The sequence below is a fragment of the Paracrocinitomix mangrovi genome, assembly GCF_019740355.2.
Classification (GTDB): Bacteria; Bacteroidota; Bacteroidia; order Flavobacteriales_D; family Crocinitomicaceae; genus Paracrocinitomix; species Paracrocinitomix mangrovi.
This window is the reverse complement of record NZ_CP091819.1, coordinates 754,578-772,677: the sequence shown is the minus strand read 5'-3', so window position 1 is coordinate 772,677 and position 18,100 is coordinate 754,578. Positions and strand designations below refer to the sequence as shown.

Genomic DNA, 18,100 nt, shown 5'->3' with positions numbered 1-18,100 from the left:
TTTTAATTAAGATTAAAGGCTTTTATTCCTTCCCTTCCAGCTTTCTTTTGTTTTTTACAAAAAGCATTGAAAAGACCAAAACGGCTATAATTAAACCAAAAAAGGTAAAGCCCAATAAAAATGGATTTAATGTTGAAACCAGTGCTAAAAGCAAAGCAGCAACTAAAGCTCCGCCTGCTGATGATAGCGCTAAAATTTTAAATATCTTTTTTCTTTTAGTGAAGGCAACTTTCTCTTGCTCTGAATATAGTTTTTTTGGAGCATCTGTAGTGCTAGGAGTAATGGTGGTATTATTTGATACTGGTGTTGGATAAACTCCTTTGGCTAATCTTCTGCCATCTGCATAATGAATTGAATCAACCGATTTACGCTTCAATGACTTCTCTGTTGTACAATTTTGACAACAGCCGGTATATACGATTTTCCTGCTATTGAAATATTTAACATGACCCATTTCAATTTCACCTCCTTTTAAATAAATAGTGTCACACTCTGATGCCTTTTGAGCAGCCAAAGCACTATCTGCAGGAGAAAGTTTTGTAGCAGACTTAGGAATTGTTGAAACAATTGCATTTTGAGGGCAATCAGAAAACTTTATTTCATTCCCATCATCAGCTAAGATTGTACAAATTTTATAACCACCTGCTTTTAACCATAGGGTGTCACATTTTAAAGTGTCAGGAGGAGTAACCGGTGTTCCTGGGTTATAAGCCATTGCAGAAGCTAAACTTCCAAGTAAAAATATGCAGGTAAGAATCAAATTTTTCACCCGGTGAAGATAGATGAAAATTAGGAGGATATAAAACTTCAAGAGTGACAGATTAAAAATTTTCGAAAAAAAAAATCAAATAGTGTATTACATTAAAAAAATATATACATTTCGAGTATAAATTATTATTGCTAAGATGAAAGTTAAAACTTTGGAAATGATTGATTTATCGGGAGAGTTGGATCAATCTGCAATCACAGATTCAGACGAGTTATCGTTTATGAATGGTACATCTTTCGGTCCTGATGATGATGAGGACGACGACGAGGATGATGACTACTATGATGACGAGGATGATGATGATTACTCAGATGATGATTTTGATGATGATTCATTTTATGATGACGAGGATGATGATGATGATGACGATTTTGATGACGATTTTGATGATGACTTTGACAGTTATTAATTGAAATTTGTCAATTCAAGCATTTACAAAGTCCCGATTTTTCGGGACTTTTTTTGTTTTAATTAGGTAAGTATTTGTTAATAAAGCTTTTAACAAGTGGAAAACTTAAGTTGAATTCTTTTTTACTATTCTCTAAATTGTTACTGATATGAGTGCCAACCAATATAAAATAGCGCAATTAGAAGCTGATTTAGAACAGTTGAGAATTCAATACGGTGAATTAATTTGTTTGAATGAAGTAGGGGAAGCAAAAAAAGTGAAAAGACAAATTGATCTAATTAATGCCCGTTTAAAAGATTTGGGCAGTGAAAGTGTTGATGACCAATTGGAGCAATATTTACAATGGGACATGTCTTCATCTGAAGGATTAGAAGACTTTGACCTTGACGAATATTAATACCTAATAACTGCTTAAATGTAAATTTTCAATCCAATAGCGGGTTGAACCCATTGGTGTATTGATTCAGCATAAGAGCCGAAATAGTATCCTCCGCTAACAGGGAGATAAATGTTATATTTAACTTGTGCCCCGATTTCAAAAAATCCTTCGTCTATTCTCCAGTTAAAACCTAATCTGGGAGAAGCACCTAAGGCACTTTCAAATACAATTGAAGTTCCAGTAGAAGAATTTCCAGCGTGAATTCCCATTTGATAACCTCCTTCTGCACCTAACGAAATGTTAAATTGATTTTCAATTATTTGAAATTTGTATTGGGCTCCGTAAAAAAATCTAATTCCATAAAATGGAGGATAAGGAGACTCTTCTTTTCTTCTCTTATTATAAAATCCTAGTCCACCATACAAAGAGTAGTTTGATTCATCTGTGTAGTAATAGTTAAAATCAGCAGCAAAACCAATAGCATAATACTGTGTTTGATGAGAAACAGGGATGTACAGGCTGGGAACCAGCTCCAAAGCATCATATTGAGCCCTTGAAAAATTAGCGTTTAAGGACAAAATCCCCATTAAAATTAGTAGCCTAAATTGTTTCATTTTAACCTTTTTACTTCAATCAAAGATACGCATATAGCATTAATAGGGTTTGATTTATTATCAGTAGATTTACGTGAAAAGCTGTTAAATAGTGTGTAGATGACTGAAAACAAACCAAAAAAAAGGAAGTGGCTCAAAAGAATTTTGCTGGCATTGTTTTTAATAATTGTGGGACTTGGGGTGACCTATTTTGTTTTACCTAATGAAAAGAAAAGAAAGCTATATCAAGATTTAGGTATTGAAGATTCAGAATTTATATCGGCCAGTGATTTTGAATCTTTTATTAGTATTAGAAAAGTAACTTCAAGAAAAGCCCTGGTTGGAGATAAATGGGTAATTAAAGGTCAAATTTTTAATACGCACGAATCTAAAACTCTTTCAAAGGTTGAACTACGCTTTAATTTTTCAGATGGATCTGAGAATGTAGAAATTGAAACTCAGGTTTCTCCGCAAAACGGGATAGGAAAATCATTTAAAGAAAAAGTGGAAGGCCATGGAAAGGCTGATTTTTTAAGCGTTGATGTGGTCAATGCCGAATAAAAATTGAATATGATTACAAAAGATAAAGCAGGTAAAATCACAACATAAATATACTTAGACAATTGAAAAAGTGTCTTGTTGATTTTTGTTATCTTTAAGAAACCTGAAACAAAGAAATTGTAGACATGAGAATTATTGCCATACTTTCAACTGTTTTCCTAATGAACGCCTGTTCATCATCAGATGGTTCAATATCGATTTTAGATTGGTTTATTGATGAAGATGAAGAAATATCCCTATATGGTGGTGACGTAGAATTTGTAATTGAAAAATTTGCCAATGCACTAGCAGACGGTAAATGTGATTATGCCCTAAAGTTATCTACCGGAAATGCCTATGAGACAGTTCAAGGCACTATAGATGCAGGCTGTGAACCATACGATACCGAGATTGTTGGGGTTAATTGTGACGTTTCATCCAATACAGCAAAATGTATATGTGAAGAGGTAAGGGGTGAATTAGGAGAAATGACATTTAATTATGACATGAAAAGAATTGATGGTCATTGGAAAGTTTCTAATTACGAGAAAGACATGAGTATAGATTAAATATGACCAAATCATCTTATCTAGCATTACACGAAAAAATCAAACCTTATATTCATTGGACTCCTGTATTGACTTCGGGTTTAGTGAATGATGTTGCTAATTGCCAACTGTTTTTGAAGTGCGAAAACTTTCAAAAAATGGGTGCCTTTAAAATGAGAGGTGCGGCCAATGCAATTTTACAATTATCTGATAGTGAGAAAGCGAAAGGTGTTGTTACACATTCATCCGGAAATTTTGCGCAAGCTCTTTCTTTGGCAGCAAAGGCTCAAGGAGTGAAGGCCTATATTGTTATGCCCACTTCCGCCCCTAAAGTAAAAGTTGAAGCTGTAAAAGGATATGGTGGAGAAGTGATAATGTGTCCGCCTACGCTTAAAGACAGAGAAGAAGCGGCAAATAAAATTCAAAAAGAGAAAGGAGCAACTTTTATACATCCTTCAAATGATGATGACGTAATTCATGGACAAGGAACTGCAACAATTGAATTATTGAATGATCACCCGGATTTGGATGCTATAATAACTCCTGTTGGTGGCGGCGGATTGTTAGCTGGAACCGCTTTGGCAGCCTCTATATTTGCTCCAAATTGTAAAGTTTATGCTGGAGAACCGGAGAATGTAAATGATGCTTATCGCTCATTTTTATCAGGAGAAATTGAAGACAATGAAGCCAGTAATACAGTTGCAGATGGATTAAAAACCCAATTAGGTGATCGAAACTTTCCATTAATTAAGGAACATGTTGAATCAATTATTACGGTTAGTGAAGATGAGATTATAGAAGCAATGAAACTCATTTGGTCACGGATGAAAATTGTAATAGAACCTTCTTCTGCAGTTGCTGTTGCAGCAGTTATCAAGAGAAAAGATTTGTTTAAGAATCAAAAAGTTGGGGTAATTGTTTCGGGTGGAAATGTAGATTTTGATAATTTACCTTTCTAAAATAAATATTTATGAGAAAGCTGATTTCCACTGTTCTTGTCCTTATTATTTTTTCATGCGGAAGCGAAAGTATTAATGAAGGCGAGTCTAATTCAGAAGACTTAACTATTGAAGAAAATGGACTTTTAGCTGATTTTGACTCAGAAATTAGACCTGACTTTTCTTGGAAGGTCGGTGAAGTATATCAGGATACTTTAGTTTTTGACAGTTTTGATAGTAACTATGATTATTGGTATGCCTTTTTTAAAAACAGTGAAAACAAACTGATCAGTTTTTCATTTGATGATATTATTGCAGATGATTTAAAAGGGAGTGTGATGTTAGTAGAGTGGGAGATTGATACATTATATGAGGCTGGGGAAGGTGATGAACCTTATTTGAAAGAGGTTTTACGCAATTATACAATACTGGAAAAGAAGTCAGAGTTCAGTGGCTTTTTAAGTGAATTTATCAAAGCTTATTCCCGCCAAGATGATGATCTGATTGAAAAATTTTTAAATGCTGATCTTGGCTTTAAAAGTGCATATCGAATAGGTGTTTATTGTGCACCATCTCAAGAAACCAGTCCTCAAATTAAAAAGTTCATCAATTGGGAATGTAATATTTCAAATGAAATGCCTGTAGGTGATTTTTGTGAGGGGTATCCCGGAGCTGAAGACGGAATGTATTACAAATCAATAAATGAAAATGAATTGCCAACTTTTGCCGATCCTTCAATGGAAGAGTTTAAGGCAGAACAATTACCTGATAAATTTGAAAATGCATTAATTAACAAGGTAATTATCATCAAAGATGAATGGACCTATAATATCCTCTATTTTGTGCAAATAGATGGTTCATGGTTCTTGTGGCTTGAAGATAATTGTGATTGCTCGGCCTAATTTACTTTTGAAAATAAATAAAAGAATTCTCTGGCTATTTCTGTAGATCTATTTAAATAGCCTTCTTCCATTTGGGCACTTCCGTCAAATTCTTTGGGGTCTTCATATGGCAATGAAATTCTCCTGTCACATGTTGGAATGAAAGGACAATTTTCATCTGCATTTGAACAAACCATAACCGCACCAAAATTTTCTTGAGGGTTGAAAGGATCATCATAAATTTTAGAGAAAGCAATTATGGGAGGTCGATCTGAAGCAAATGAAATTTGGTATTCTGGATTTTGACCTTCAGTATTCTTTACAACTGTCAAACCTTGTTTTTCAAAAGTATTCACCAGTTGAGGAAACATTGAAGTGGCTTCTGTTCCTCCTGAAAAAGCTTTTACTTCTTCAATCCCGTGGTACTCAGCAGCAATTTGACACCATATATGAGATAAATGACTTCTTCTAGAATTGTGTGTACAAATGAAAATCAATTGAACCTCGCCTGTTTTACGTTTCTCTGAAATGTAAGCTGCAAATTGATCCAACTGATTTTTTCGACTATCAGAAATCAATTCAAATTCTCCTTTTCTGGCTTCAATGAATTGAGTTAAATTCTCACTAATAGCATTCATTAACAACATCCGGTATATGGTGAGCAACAACCGCCTTCAGCTTTTCCACCCAATGAGGCTAAACTTACTTTTTTCTTTTCTTCCTTAGCAACAGGAATTCCACATTTATCTTTTGCTAGGCAATCTGTTTTAGTATTCAGTAAATAAAATGACCCATCTTTAAATTCAAGATCATATTTGCCTATAGTCTCACCTTGATATTCTACTTCAATTTCTTCATCTGTAAGTCCTAAAGTAGACGCTGAAAGTTCAATAATATTGATCAATTTTTGAGGAGCTAATCTATGATCGTAGTCAACATCTTCCCATAGCTGAAAATTTATTCGTGCCTCTTTTCTAGTGGTTCCTCCACAATCAATAAAGTGTTTTTCAACTTTACCCACTTCTGTTACGTGAAAGTGAGCCGGAACTTTTGATCCATTAGGTAAAATAAATTCTACCGTTTCAACCTGTGCTAATGCATTTTTTATATCTGATAATTTCATAATTTCTATTGTTTACAACTACTGTTACATCCATTATATGATTTGAACAACAAATCAAATTGTTCGCTTATTTCATTCCAGGTAGACTCATTGATACAGTAGCATGTTTTTACTCCACTTATGGTTCCTTGAATGATGCCTTCGTCTTTCAATGCTTTTAAATGTTGACTGATGGTTGCTTGTGCTAGACCAAGCTCATTTACCAAATCATTGGTAATGCAATCTTCACTGTTTAACATCTGCTCAATAATTGCAATTCGTGCAGGATGTCCAAGTGCTTTTGCTAAACCGGCAATCTTATTTTGTCGCTCCGAAAAAAGCTCTTTTTTTGTTGTTCCCATAATATTCATTGCAATATTACGATTAATATTTCGGTTTTGACTCTAAAATCTGTTGTTTCCTTGTTAAAATACTGTTAAACAATTGTGTTGAAGACATTTATTAATAGTAATAAAATGTTTTAAAAACGTATTAAAACGAGCTCATTTGTTTTAATCTGTATATATGCACATGAATTTTATGCTCTTTTGGATTCCAAGTATATAGTTTAAGCATCTTGATCTGCACTTCCTTTTTTCATATCTTTGATGTATAAATCATGATTACAAGAATTAAAGCCATATTCTTTTTGACTTTATTCTTGCTTTCAACGGCAGGAACGTATGCTTCTATTCATCATTGTGGAGGAGAAATAACTGATATTTCAATTCTTTCAGTGGCAAAATGTGATCATCAGAAAAAAGATAAACAAGAAGAAGAAAAGTCACATTGTAAATCAAAATGCTGTAAGCACGAAGAGCAAAAGCAAGAAGCAACACATTGTGATCATTCAACTAAATCTGAGAACAACTGCTGTTCAACTGAAATAGTTGATTTGGCTAAGACAAAGTTGACACAAACAGCTTCGGATGATGTGAAGTTGATTTCAAAGATATTGCCTTCATTCTATGACTTTTATTTCGAACATCCTTATGTACTTTTTAGATCTACAGGGATCGCTTATGTTCCGCCAAATAGTGAACGGGATATATGTGTAGAAGTACAGTGTTTCAGAATATGATTAATGGTGAATAGAGGATCTATTTCTATTCGTTTAACCATTAATTAAATCTTAAATGAAATATAAAATTTTTAAGTGGACCATTATGGTCTGCGTATTATCAATTAGTGCAATTGCGCATGCACAACATGTTCACGGTAAAGTGGTCTCTATTTCAGAAACAGGAGAGGAGATTCCAATACCTTTTGCCAAAGTAAAGTGGAAAAATCAAGATGGAGGAGCCATTACAGATTCACTTGGAAACTTTGGTTTACACGCGCAACAACTACCCGATACACTTATTATTGCTTCGGTAGGTTATAAAACTATGGCTTTTTCTATTGTAGAAGGAGGAATGGATTACAAAATCAATTTGAATTCAGCTACACTTTTAAAAGGCGTTGTAGTGCAGGGTAAAAACCTTGGTAAAATGATTGATTTAAAAGATCCAATGAATATTGAAACAATTGGATCTGAAGAGCTCAGAAAAGCTGCTTGTTGTAATCTTTCTGAATCATTTGAAACGAACGCCTCAGTGGATGTCAATATCACAGATGCGGTTTCAGGTGCTAAGAAAATTCAAATGTTAGGGCTAGATGGAATCTATACGCAGATGCAATGGGAGAATATTCCTTTGGTTCGTGGATTGTCTACTTCTTATGGTCTTATGTTTACTCCGGGTACCTGGATTGAGTCTATTCAAATTACTAAGGGAACCGGTTCTGTTGTAAATGGATACGAAACCATGGCAGGATTGATTAATCTAAAAATAAAACAACCGGCTGATGCAGAGAAGCTATATGTCAATGTTTATGGCAACAAGTTTTCACGGGCCGAAATAAACGTTCATGGAGCCCAGCACATCAATGATAAATGGAAAACCATGACTTTTATTCATGGTTCTAATCAATTCGTTGAGACTGATGTTAACAATGATGGATTTAAAGATGATCCCGTAGGCTTTTTATTGGCCGGCATGAATCGCTGGGAATATACAGGTAAAAACTTTGAAACTCGATTTGGGATCAAGGCCACTTACATGAAAAAAGAAGGAGGTCAAATTGGATATCAATATAGTCAGGATCCAATAAATCCCAAGTGGGGAGCGAAATTTGAAACAAAGCATCTTGAAGGCTTTATGAAGAATGGTTTTTTCTTTAAAAATAGAAAGTTTGGCTCCCTGGGGTTGATTCATCAATTGAAGTATCATGATATGGCCAATGTTTATGGGAATACCAGTTATGATGGAACACAGAAAAAATATTATTTCAATGGTATCTTTTCTGACATCATTAAAAATACCAACCATAACTATAAAACGGGACTGAGTTTTATTGTGGATAATTACAATCAAACCTACAATGATTCAAACTTTGTGAAAACAGAAATAGTACCGGGAGCATTTTTTGAATATACCTATAATCATATGGATAAATTCATTGCAGTAGCAGGAGTTAGAGGTGATTATCACAATTTGTATGGACCCCTGTTAGCTCCACGTTTACATTTGAAGTGGAATGCTGGTAAAAAAAGTGCTTTGCGCTTATCAGTAGGTAGAGGATTTAGAGTTCCAAATCCATATGCTGATTACAACAGTTTAATGGCATCCAACAGACAGTGGATAGTGGATCCAAATATTCAACCTGAAGATGCGATTAGTTCAGGTTTGACTTACGTTCAGAAGTTTTTAATTGGTGATAATGTGAGTAGTTTTTCAGTAGATTATTTCTACACACATTTTAATAATCAATTAATCACTGATATGGATGTAGATCCGGGAGAATTGCATGTTTATAACACAAACGCAACTTCCTATTCGCATAGTGTTCAGACAGAGTTGAATCTTCAGCCAATTAAGAATTTTGACGTCAGGATGGCATTTAAGTATTATGATGTTAAAGCTGAGTTTAATGGTGTGTTACAACAAAAAGCATTTGTTCCAAAGTTTAGAGTTTTGGCAAATGTCGGATACACAACCAGAAACAAAAAGTGGAGTTTTGATGTAACCGGAAACTGGGTTGGAAGAAAACGTTTACCATCAACAGCCGCCAATCCTATTGAATACAGAAGGTCTGATGAATCTGTTGATTATTGGTTGTTGAGTAGTCAAATAACTTATAGATTGAAAAGAATAAGTTTTTATGTAGGTGGAGAAAACCTTTTAAATGTTATTCAAAACGGAGCGATTATTTCTGCGGACGATCCGTTTGGTTCATATTTTGATGCTACTCAGTTGTGGGCACCAATTAGAGGCTTTAATGTTTACGCAGGATTACATTTTGAATTAAAACACAAGAAAAAATAATTAGTATGAAAAATATATTATCAATCATTTTTGTATTGTTCCTATCAGCTTCATTTGGGCAGGAAAAAGCACCTAAAGTGCAACAAATCTCATTTAAAACATCTGCTCAATGCGGAATGTGTAAAGAGAGAATAGAAGAAGAATTAAACTACACCAAAGGAATCATTTTTGCTGAATTAGATGTAGATTCTCAAATTCTAACGGTGAAGTATAAAACCAAATTTTTAAATCAAGAAAAGGTAAAATATTTGGTGACTAAAATCGGTTACAATGCCGGTGAATTTCCAAGAGATAATAAGGCTTATGAAAAGTTGCCAAAGTGCTGTCAGGATGGCGGTCACAAATAAATTGGATAGGCGTTCTTATAAAGAGCGCCTATTTTTTTCTGTTAGATCGGATATATTCTAAAATGATGAATATAATTACAGCAAAGGCAAAAAAGAAAAAATTGGCAGCAAAGATCCCTACCAAAATCCATGGATTCTTTAAAGTCTCAACTTTTCTATATCTAATCATGTAAAAAACCGTTGCAAAAATAGCCCATATCAGAGCAATGTACCACGGAATAATCGACATTACCATATTCTCTCAGAATTTTCAGTGAAGATAATAAACTCAATATTATCTTTATGACGAATCAAGCAGATTAAAATGGATTTTTTACCCGAAAAGATTGAAAAATACGTAGAAGAGCACACTGACAAAGAAAATAAGCTTTTAGCAGGATTGAATAGAGAAACCTGGCTAAAAGTAATGTCCCCTCGAATGTTATCAGGACATGTGCAGGGCAGGGTTTTGTCCATGTTATCTCATATGATTCAGCCAAAATATATTTTGGAAATTGGAACTTATACAGGTTATTCGGCTTTGTGTATGGCAGAGGGATTACAGGCAGATGGTAGATTAATTACAATTGATTTAAACGAGGAATTGAAACCTATTTTAGATAAGTATCTTTTAAACTCACCATATAAAGATCAGATTGAATTGCACTTTGGCAAAGCTGCCGATATTATTCCTGATCTGCCGGACGGGATAGATATGGTATTTATAGATGCCGATAAACCTAATTATGCGACATACTTTGATTTGACAATAGACAAAGTAAGACCTGGTGGATTTATTTTGGCTGATAATGTTTTGTGGAGTGGTAATGTTGTTGATGAATCAAAATTTAACGACAAAAGTAATGCAGCTATCAGAGATTTTAATGATAAGGTGCATGCAGATGAAAGAGTTGAAAACGTGCTATTTCCGGTTAGAGACGGAATTATGGTAATGAGAAAAAAATAATTTATGCTATTAGATTTTAGAAGTGATACGGTAACAAAACCTACCCCCAAAATGCGTGAAGCAATGGCTATTACAGAAGTAGGTGATGATGTATTTGGAGATGATCCAACAGTGAATGAATTAGAAAAGTTTGCAGCTGACATGTTTGGACATGAGGCAGCTTTGTTTTGTACTTCAGGAACACAATCAAATCAAATTGCCATTAATACCTGGACCAATCCGGGAGATGAAGTGATTTGCCATGAAGAATCTCACATATACAGATACGAGGGTGGAGGAATTGCTTTGAATTCTATGTGCTCTATGAGATTTTTAAGAGGTAATTCCGGTAGAATCAATCCGGATGAAATTAAAGGAAATATCAATCCAAAAAATGATGTTCACTATCCAATTACTTCTCTGGTAAGTCTTGAAGATACTGCAAATAGAGGAGGAGGTGTTTATTATGATTTTAATGATATTAAAAAAGCATCCAAAATTTGTAAAGAGCTCGGATTACCATTACACCTGGACGGTGCAAGAGTATTCAATGCATTGCAAGAAAATGGCATAGACATTAAAGAATATGGAGCTCAGTTTGATTCTATTTCTATTTGTCTTTCAAAAGGCTTAGGTGCTCCGGTTGGATCTGTATTAATTGGTAATAAAGATTTTATTCAAAAATCCAGAAGAGTTAGAAAAAGATTGGGAGGAGGAATGCGTCAAGCAGGAATAATTGCCGCAGGTGGATTATTTGCTTTGCAAAACAACATTGAAAGATTGGCAGAAGATCATAGAAGAGCCAAAGAAGTTGAAAAAATACTTCAAACAAAACCTTGGATTAAAGATGTAATACCAACTCAAACCAATATCGTTGTAGGACATTTGAATGAAGGAGTGAGCGAATTTGATGTTGCAGCTAAATTGGCTGAAGCTGATATTTTATGTGTACCTTTTGGAACAGGTAGAATAAGGTTTACTACTCATCTTGATGTTAATGACGAACATATTGAACAATTAAAAAAGGTTTTACCGGATGAGATATAGTATCGGTTTATTGTTGATATTATTTTTGTTCTCTTGTAACAACGATCCTTGGAGCAGTAATGAGAAAGATAAGTTCATGACTGAGTGTAAAAATGAAGGAGCAAAGGGCAGTTATTGTGCTTGTTTATTAGAGAAAACAATGGCAAAATATCCCAGATATGAGGAATCATTGGATATTTCCTTTGAAGAAGCCGTAGAATTATCAAAAGAGTGTGAATGAGAAACGCAATTATTTTAGCTTGTTGTATCGGATTGTTTGCTTGTGGAAGTGAGGAAGAACAACAAGAAGTATTAGATTTTGAAGATTTTGCCGGAGAAACCGGAATTGAAGAAGTTGTCGATTCGGCTAATACCAATGTTGAAATAGATACAAATGACAATACAGGAGTAAGTGAGTTGATCTCAGCTATGCATTCAAAATATGATACACTAGCCCTGGAAGATTTTCATTTACTAGATCGATTTGGTTTTTCTCAAAGTAAAAAGGTGAAATTTAAAGGGAACTTTGAAGTGCCCTATGGTAAGTCAACTATGGTGAAACCTACAGCTGAACTTTATTACTATTCGTTTGCAGATTCAAATAAAACCAACTCAGCTTTCTATAATTATTTGGATGGAATGGCATCAGAAGGAGAAGGTGGACCAGTTAAGCTAAATGTGGATGTGGATGCTATCAAAACTCCTCCTATGTTTATGTTAGTTTATGATACTGTGATAGTTGCAACCAATTATCAATGTGAGCATGCTAAAAATGATTGGCAAAGTTTTCAGGATTCGTTGCTGAATTATTTTGGTGAGAATTATAGATACAGTTTTGAAGTAGATTGCGGAGGCCCATTAAAATGGAAAGAATAACTTACTTTTAAGATAAAACTTACGTATTTTAAAATAGGACTGCACGATACATTTCAAACACATTTACAAATAACAAATTAAGGCAATCTCAACTTAGCGCAACTGAATGACCAGACTCAAAAACATATTGGGAATAATATTTAGATTTTTCCCTATTCAATTGCTGTTTTTGCATTTGAAAAAAAGCTATGTCCTGGTTTTATTTTGGTTGTTACTATTTGGTATCGTAACCCAGAATATCGCTATGAAATTTGGGATACCTTACCTCTTTCTTTCTCCTGAATATTTAGGAGAGGTTAATTGGTTGGCCTTTTTAATTCTGGGGTTTTCAGTGGGTGGATTTTTCATGGCTTTTCACCTTTATAGCTATATATTAATTGGTCCTGCATTTCCATTTATTGCCACCCTGGCAAGACCATTTTTTAAGTTCTGTATAAACAACTCCGTAATTCCGGTTATCTTTTATATAGTTCATTGCTATAATATTTTGGATGTTCAGGGAAATGAAGAGTTGAGAACTACTTCTGAAGTGTTAATTCAAATCTTGTCACTTACTGCCGGTATTATTTTATTCATTGTTTTTAGTGTACTTTATTTTTTCAGAACCAATTGGGACATTAGTAAGCTTCAACTGCGTAAAAAAAATAATAAAAGGTCACTCTACTTTTTTGTTGGAACGCTTTTTTCAAAAAAGAAATTTTGGTTTGAATCGCACCACGCAAGAGTGTATCAGCCTTCTTATTATATTGCCAATTTCAAGAAGATTCTACCTGCCCGAGATGCAGAACATTATAAAAGAGAAACGCTAAAAGAGGTGTTCAGGCAAAATCAACTCAATGCTTCATTTTTTGAATTAGCCATCATAATGTCCTTTTTTATGCTAGGCTATTTTGGGGATTACAGTTTAGTTCAAATTCCCTCATCTGCTAGCTTCATGTTGCTCTGCACCTTTGCATTAATGGTGTTGACCATATTTTATTCGTGGTTCAGAGGTTGGGCTATTACGTTGATTGCGATTACAGCTTTAATGATTAATGTAATCTCAGCTAAAACAGATTTTTTACAGGTTAAAAATTATGCTTACGGTATCAATTATACCGATAAACAACCCTACAACCTTGATGCTATAAAAGAAATTCAGTTTGATTCAGCCCAATATGTAGATGATATTCATCATCACGAAAATATTTTAGAGCATTGGTATGACAAGGCTACAATGGCGCAAAATACAGATAAGCCAAAACTAGTAATGATCAATTGTTCTGGTGGTGGTTTGCGTTCAGCAATGTGGACTTTTTATGTAATGCAGCAACTCAATGATAATTCCCAAAATCAATTCTATCAGAGTGTTCATTTAATAACGGGTGCTTCTGGAGGAATGATTGGAGCTTCTTATTATAGGGAATTGGAGTTGTTATCTCAAACCATGGAGATTAATCCTGCGGATGAAGCCTATTTGAAAAATATTTCCAAAGATCTTTTGAATTCAGTGTCGTTTAATTTGGTGATGAATGACATTTTTATGCGATTCAAAAAGAAAACCTTCCCAAATGGTCAGTCTTATGTTGAAGATAGAGGGTATTCATTTGAAGCGCAACTAAATGAAAATACTGAACATATTTTAGCTCATAAGAGATTGGTTGATTACAGGCGTCCTGAAATGAGCGGACAAACTCCATTAATGTTGTTTACCCCAACAATTGTTAATGATGGAAGACGACTACTTATAGGTTCACAACCTTATGGATTTATGAATGGTCCTTTAGAGAATAAGAAGTTTATGGGGCCTGAAAATGTAGAGTTTATCAAGTTATTTGACGCTAATGTAGGACAGTCAGTGAAATTTACTTCTGTTTTAAGAATGAACTCAACTTTCCCATATATATTACCAATGGTTACTATGCCAACTGAACCTGAAATTCAAATTATGGATGCAGGGATTAGAGATAATTATGGAACAAAAACCACCATTCGATACTTAAAAGGAATGAAAGAATGGATCAAAGAAAATACTTCGGGAGTGGTTTTAGTGGAGATAAGAGATATTCAAAAGGACTATGACATGGTAACTGATGGGAATATGAGTTTGGTTCAACGATTTTTTAAACCGGTTACAAATTTTTACGGAAACTATCACCATTCGCAAGAATACAACGCCACTGAATTAGTTGAGACTATCGAAGAAGAAGGTTTTCCGGTGGATGTTGTGACTTTTGTACTTAGAAAAGATCCAAGTGAAATGATTTCATTGAGCTGGCATCTTACGCAAAGAGAAAAAAATGACATTCGCAGAATTTTCAATAATGAATATAATCAGAATCAAATGGAATATTTGATAGATTTGTTGAAACAGGATTGAAATGACCGAACAAGATAATTTAGAGAATTCAACGCCATCAGATGGTGCTGAAAATCAAGATTTAAACCAGGATCAAACCCAAGATAAAAACAGCGATTATTTTAAATCGGAGAATGATCCAACCAAAATTCATATTAATAAAAACCCGGGTGAAATAATATCCGGTACTGTTGCTTTTTTAAAGTCTGTAGTTTCTTTGAGAGATGGAACTTATGATGTAAAAGGTGTACTGGAAAACGTCAGAGAAGGAATTGTTTTTAGCGGATACAATGTCTGGATTTTGATGTTCTCTATCATTATCGCTTCTGTTGGGTTAAATGTCGATTCGGATGCTGTAATTATCGGAGCCATGTTAATCTCTCCTTTAATGGGTCCTATCAGAGGTATAGGATTTGGTGTAGGAGTGAATGACTTTGGACTATTGATTTCTTCTTTAAAAAACTTCGGAATTACTGTTGGAATTAGTTTGTTTACCTCAATTCTATATTTCTCTGTAACTCCTATTCACGATTTAACGGCAAACATATTTGCCAGAACTGAACCAACTTTCTTAGACGTGATTATTGCTTTTGCCGGTGGTATGGCAGGTGTAATTGCACAATCTAAAAAGAAAGCAGATACAGTTATACCTGGAGTGGCCATTGCTACAGCTTTAATGCCTCCTTTGTGTACTGCAGGTTATGGAATAGCTAATGGTGAATGGAGCTACTTTTTAGGAGCTATCTATTTGTTTATCCTAAACTCAATTCTAATTGCAGCTTCAACATATATCTTCATAAGATACCTGAAATTTCCAAAGAAGGAGTATGTTGATCCAAAGGTTGAAAAGCGTGTAAAAGGTTATACTTTGGCCTTTGTTATCATTGTTGTAGCACCTTCAATCTATATGTTCTACAGAATGACGAAAAAATCAATCTTTGAACAAAATGCTGTCACCTTTATTGAGCAAGTTGTGTTGCCAACTAATGACAACATTGTGGTTGAACCTCATTATTATTATGACGGTAAAGATTCTAAAATAACACTTGATGTTTCAAATTATTACGCAGATGAGACGGTTGTAAAAAGTTGGAAATCTAAATTGGATGATTTTGACTTAGAGGGTGTTCAATTAACTATTAAACAAGGAATCGACATTCATTCAACTATTTCAGAAGCTCTAGAAAATTATGATTCTTCTCAAAGAGGAGCCAATACTTTGGCAAGTTTACTCTCAGAATCAAATAATAAGGTGGTTGAGCTGCAGAAAAAGTTAGATTATTTAAAAGGACATCCTGAACCAAAGCCGGATCCTTTGCAAATGGATCACTTATTGGCAGGGTTCAAAGTAGATTATCCTGAATATAAAAAGGTATTAATCAACAGAAATTTTGAATTGAATAAAAAGAATCAAATTGACACTGTATATGCCTTAACAGTGGAGTTTAATTCAAATATTGCTGAAGAAAACAAACCTGCTATTAATTCAAAAATTTCAAGAAGATTTAAACTGGAGCTTAGTCAAAAATTGAATGTTAAGCAAGATTCAATTCCTGTTTTTGATGTGGCAAAACAATGAAGCAATTCAGATTAATACTATTGTTGACGCTTGTATTAATCAGCTGTAAAAAAGAGTATCCTAATCTTAATGTCACTGTTTTTGGACATGGAGGAGAAAGCCTTTTTAAATCAAAAAGTAAATTTCTACCCAATACTGTTGAGAGCATGGAACGCGCACTAGAGTTAGGTGCGGATGGTGTTGAAATTGATGTTCAGCTAACTATGGATGGCCAATTAGTTGCTTACCACGATTTATTTTTGGAAGAAAATTCAGAGGGAAACGGTTGCATTAATAATGCAAATTGGGCTGATCTTCAATTGATAAATATTTACAATACATCTGAGAAAATGGATTTGTTAGAGAATGTTATCAATGTTCCAATGAGCCAGGGTAAAAAGGTTTATTTGGATTTAAAACACTTTAATCCATGTGACTCAGCTACGGTGGATGTTAACCTGTTTAATTTTGCCCTTAATGAAGTTTTATCTAATTATACAGATCAACAAAGAAGTCAGATAATTGTGAATTCAAGAAGTGATTATTTATTGAATGCCATTACTGATTCCAATGTTCATAAATCATTTGAGTATGACGATATTGATTTTGCTACCAATAAAATTTTAGATAATAACTATGAGATTTTAACCATGAGGTTAGACAGTGCAAATTTAAATAGAGTGCAAAACATTCAGGCACTTGGAATTAAAGTTTGTTTGTTTGGAATTGTGAGTAGAAAGGAAGTATATAAGTCATTGGATTTAGCTCCGGAATTTGTAATTTCAGACAATATTGAATGCACAATTAAAGCAACAGATGGCTAAAAAGAGTAAGAATAAAGTGAACGTGGTTTATTCAACCAATCCTGATTTCAACTACGATTATGATAGTGATGAAGAAATGGAGACACTTTCTCCTTCAGAGCAGGATTTAAGGGTGTTAATTGATCGCAAACAACGCAAAGGCAAAGAGGTAACTCTGGTTACTGGATTTGTTGGATCAGAAGACGATTTAAAAGACCTTGCCAAAATCCTAAAACAAAAATGTGGGGTAGGTGGTTCTACAAAAGATGGTGAAATCATCATTCAAGGAAATCAAATCACTAAAATTCTTGATTATCTCGTTTCAGAAGGATACAAAGCTAAAAAGTCTGGAGGAGGCTAAAAGAAAGGGCCTCGTCAGTGTCAACAATTGAATAAAAGTGAAAGTAAGTTATAAGTAAATTCAATCAGAGAATGAGTTGAGTATATGAGTAACCCCGATTTTGGACTTGACGGTAATTTAATACCTAGTTAACCAATTTAAACCCTATGAAAAGAAACTAGCCCAAAATCGGGACTCATATATAACATGAAAACTCGATTGTTTTAATGTTTAACCCTTTACTCAAAATTACAAATGATCTGCTCACGCTTTTTATAAAAAACTTTATCTGTATATAATTTTGATTTAACTGTTATTTATAAAATGTTTGTGGGAAATTGTGAATACTGTTTGAAAAAAAAT

General features: G+C 34.1%; 22 protein-coding genes. 17 read left to right on the top strand and 5 right to left on the bottom strand.

Features of this window, described 5'->3' with window-relative positions; genetic code table 11:
• Positions 1-22: 22 nt before the first annotated feature.
• Positions 23-769 carry a hypothetical protein gene (locus K6119_RS03420; RefSeq protein ID WP_221835363.1) on the bottom strand — a complete coding sequence of 249 codons (747 nt, stop codon included), beginning with the start codon at positions 767-769 and terminating at the stop codon, positions 23-25.
• Positions 770-926: 157 nt separating this feature from the next.
• On the opposite strand from K6119_RS03420, the gene K6119_RS03415 reads away from it, so the two are divergent.
• Positions 927-1,178 carry a hypothetical protein gene (locus K6119_RS03415; protein ID WP_221835361.1) on the top strand — a complete coding sequence of 84 codons (252 nt, stop codon included), beginning with the start codon at positions 927-929 and terminating at the stop codon, positions 1,176-1,178.
• Positions 1,179-1,326: 148 nt separating this feature from the next.
• Positions 1,327-1,575 (top strand): hypothetical protein, encoded by a 249-nt coding sequence (locus K6119_RS03410; RefSeq protein WP_221835359.1) that lies wholly within the window; start codon positions 1,327-1,329, stop codon positions 1,573-1,575.
• Between the two features lie 14 nt (positions 1,576-1,589).
• On the opposite strand, the gene K6119_RS03405 is transcribed toward K6119_RS03410, so the two are convergent.
• Positions 1,590-2,171: a hypothetical protein gene (locus K6119_RS03405; RefSeq protein ID WP_221835357.1), complete on the bottom strand. Its 582-nt coding sequence runs from the start codon at positions 2,169-2,171 to the stop codon at positions 1,590-1,592.
• Positions 2,172-2,270: 99 nt separating this feature from the next.
• Here K6119_RS03405 and K6119_RS03400 point away from each other — a divergent pair, with 99 nt between their 5' ends.
• The 4 genes from K6119_RS03400 (at position 2,271) to K6119_RS03385 (ending at position 5,078) form a co-directional block, all read left to right on the top strand.
• Positions 2,271-2,711: a hypothetical protein gene (locus K6119_RS03400; protein ID WP_221835355.1), complete on the top strand. Its 441-nt coding sequence runs from the start codon at positions 2,271-2,273 to the stop codon at positions 2,709-2,711.
• A 125-nt stretch (positions 2,712-2,836) separates the two neighbouring features.
• Positions 2,837-3,259, top strand: coding sequence for a hypothetical protein (locus K6119_RS03395; RefSeq protein ID WP_221835353.1), 423 nt, complete (start codon positions 2,837-2,839; stop codon positions 3,257-3,259).
• A gap of 2 nt (positions 3,260-3,261) precedes the next feature.
• Entirely contained in the window at positions 3,262-4,197 is a 936-nt protein-coding gene (locus K6119_RS03390; RefSeq protein ID WP_221835352.1) for a pyridoxal-phosphate dependent enzyme, read from the top strand.
• An 11-nt stretch (positions 4,198-4,208) separates the two neighbouring features.
• A complete protein-coding gene (locus tag K6119_RS03385) occupies positions 4,209-5,078 on the top strand; it encodes a hypothetical protein (protein WP_221835351.1) in 870 nt (289 codons plus the stop codon).
• On the opposite strand, the gene K6119_RS03380 is transcribed toward K6119_RS03385, so the two are convergent.
• From K6119_RS03380 to K6119_RS03370, 3 genes are read right to left on the bottom strand one after another with little or no spacing between them, the layout of a single operon-like run.
• Positions 5,075-5,695 (bottom strand): low molecular weight phosphatase family protein, encoded by a 621-nt coding sequence (locus K6119_RS03380; protein WP_221835346.1) that lies wholly within the window; start codon positions 5,693-5,695, stop codon positions 5,075-5,077. The genes K6119_RS03385 and K6119_RS03380 overlap by 4 nt on opposite strands.
• A complete protein-coding gene (locus K6119_RS03375) occupies positions 5,695-6,180 on the bottom strand; it encodes a DUF6428 family protein (protein WP_221835344.1) in 486 nt (161 codons plus the stop codon). Before K6119_RS03375 ends, K6119_RS03380 begins: the two co-directional genes overlap by 1 nt.
• A gap of 5 nt (positions 6,181-6,185) precedes the next feature.
• Complete coding sequence (locus K6119_RS03370; RefSeq protein WP_221835340.1) at positions 6,186-6,521, bottom strand: ArsR/SmtB family transcription factor; 336 nt, start codon at positions 6,519-6,521, stop codon at positions 6,186-6,188.
• Positions 6,522-6,778: 257 nt separating this feature from the next.
• Here K6119_RS03370 and K6119_RS03365 point away from each other — a divergent pair, with 257 nt between their 5' ends.
• The 11 genes from K6119_RS03365 to K6119_RS03315 all read left to right on the top strand — a co-directional run bounded on the left by K6119_RS03365 (position 6,779) and on the right by K6119_RS03315 (position 17,758).
• Complete coding sequence (locus tag K6119_RS03365; protein WP_221835338.1) at positions 6,779-7,240, top strand: HYC_CC_PP family protein; 462 nt, start codon at positions 6,779-6,781, stop codon at positions 7,238-7,240.
• Between the two features lie 55 nt (positions 7,241-7,295).
• Positions 7,296-9,524, top strand: a complete 2,229-nt coding sequence (locus K6119_RS03360) for a TonB-dependent receptor (RefSeq protein WP_221835336.1) — start codon at positions 7,296-7,298, stop codon at positions 9,522-9,524.
• A gap of 5 nt (positions 9,525-9,529) precedes the next feature.
• The gene (locus K6119_RS03355) at positions 9,530-9,871 is read left to right on the top strand and encodes a heavy-metal-associated domain-containing protein (protein WP_221835335.1); all 342 of its coding nucleotides are present in this window, start codon (positions 9,530-9,532) and stop codon (positions 9,869-9,871) included.
• 304 nt (positions 9,872-10,175) lie between these two features.
• On the top strand, positions 10,176-10,817 hold the full coding sequence (locus K6119_RS03350; protein WP_221835333.1) for an O-methyltransferase: 642 nt from the start codon (positions 10,176-10,178) through the stop codon (positions 10,815-10,817).
• Positions 10,818-10,820: 3 nt separating this feature from the next.
• Positions 10,821-11,843: a threonine aldolase family protein gene (locus K6119_RS03345; RefSeq protein WP_221835331.1), complete on the top strand. Its 1,023-nt coding sequence runs from the start codon at positions 10,821-10,823 to the stop codon at positions 11,841-11,843.
• Complete coding sequence (locus K6119_RS03340) at positions 11,833-12,063, top strand: hypothetical protein (protein ID WP_221835329.1); 231 nt, start codon at positions 11,833-11,835, stop codon at positions 12,061-12,063. Before K6119_RS03345 ends, K6119_RS03340 begins: the two co-directional genes overlap by 11 nt.
• Entirely contained in the window at positions 12,060-12,698 is a 639-nt protein-coding gene (locus tag K6119_RS03335; RefSeq protein WP_221835327.1) for a hypothetical protein, read from the top strand. Before K6119_RS03340 ends, K6119_RS03335 begins: the two co-directional genes overlap by 4 nt.
• A 244-nt stretch (positions 12,699-12,942) precedes the next feature.
• A complete protein-coding gene (locus K6119_RS03330; RefSeq protein WP_221835326.1) occupies positions 12,943-15,057 on the top strand; it encodes a patatin-like phospholipase family protein in 2,115 nt (704 codons plus the stop codon).
• Between the two features lies 1 nt (position 15,058).
• Positions 15,059-16,615: a DUF389 domain-containing protein gene (locus K6119_RS03325; RefSeq protein ID WP_221835324.1), complete on the top strand. Its 1,557-nt coding sequence runs from the start codon at positions 15,059-15,061 to the stop codon at positions 16,613-16,615.
• Entirely contained in the window at positions 16,612-17,418 is an 807-nt protein-coding gene (locus K6119_RS03320; protein ID WP_221835321.1) for a glycerophosphodiester phosphodiesterase, read from the top strand. Before K6119_RS03325 ends, K6119_RS03320 begins: the two co-directional genes overlap by 4 nt.
• Positions 17,411-17,758 carry a translation initiation factor gene (locus tag K6119_RS03315; RefSeq protein ID WP_221835320.1) on the top strand — a complete coding sequence of 116 codons (348 nt, stop codon included), beginning with the start codon at positions 17,411-17,413 and terminating at the stop codon, positions 17,756-17,758. Before K6119_RS03320 ends, K6119_RS03315 begins: the two co-directional genes overlap by 8 nt.
• Positions 17,759-18,100 lie beyond the last annotated feature (342 nt).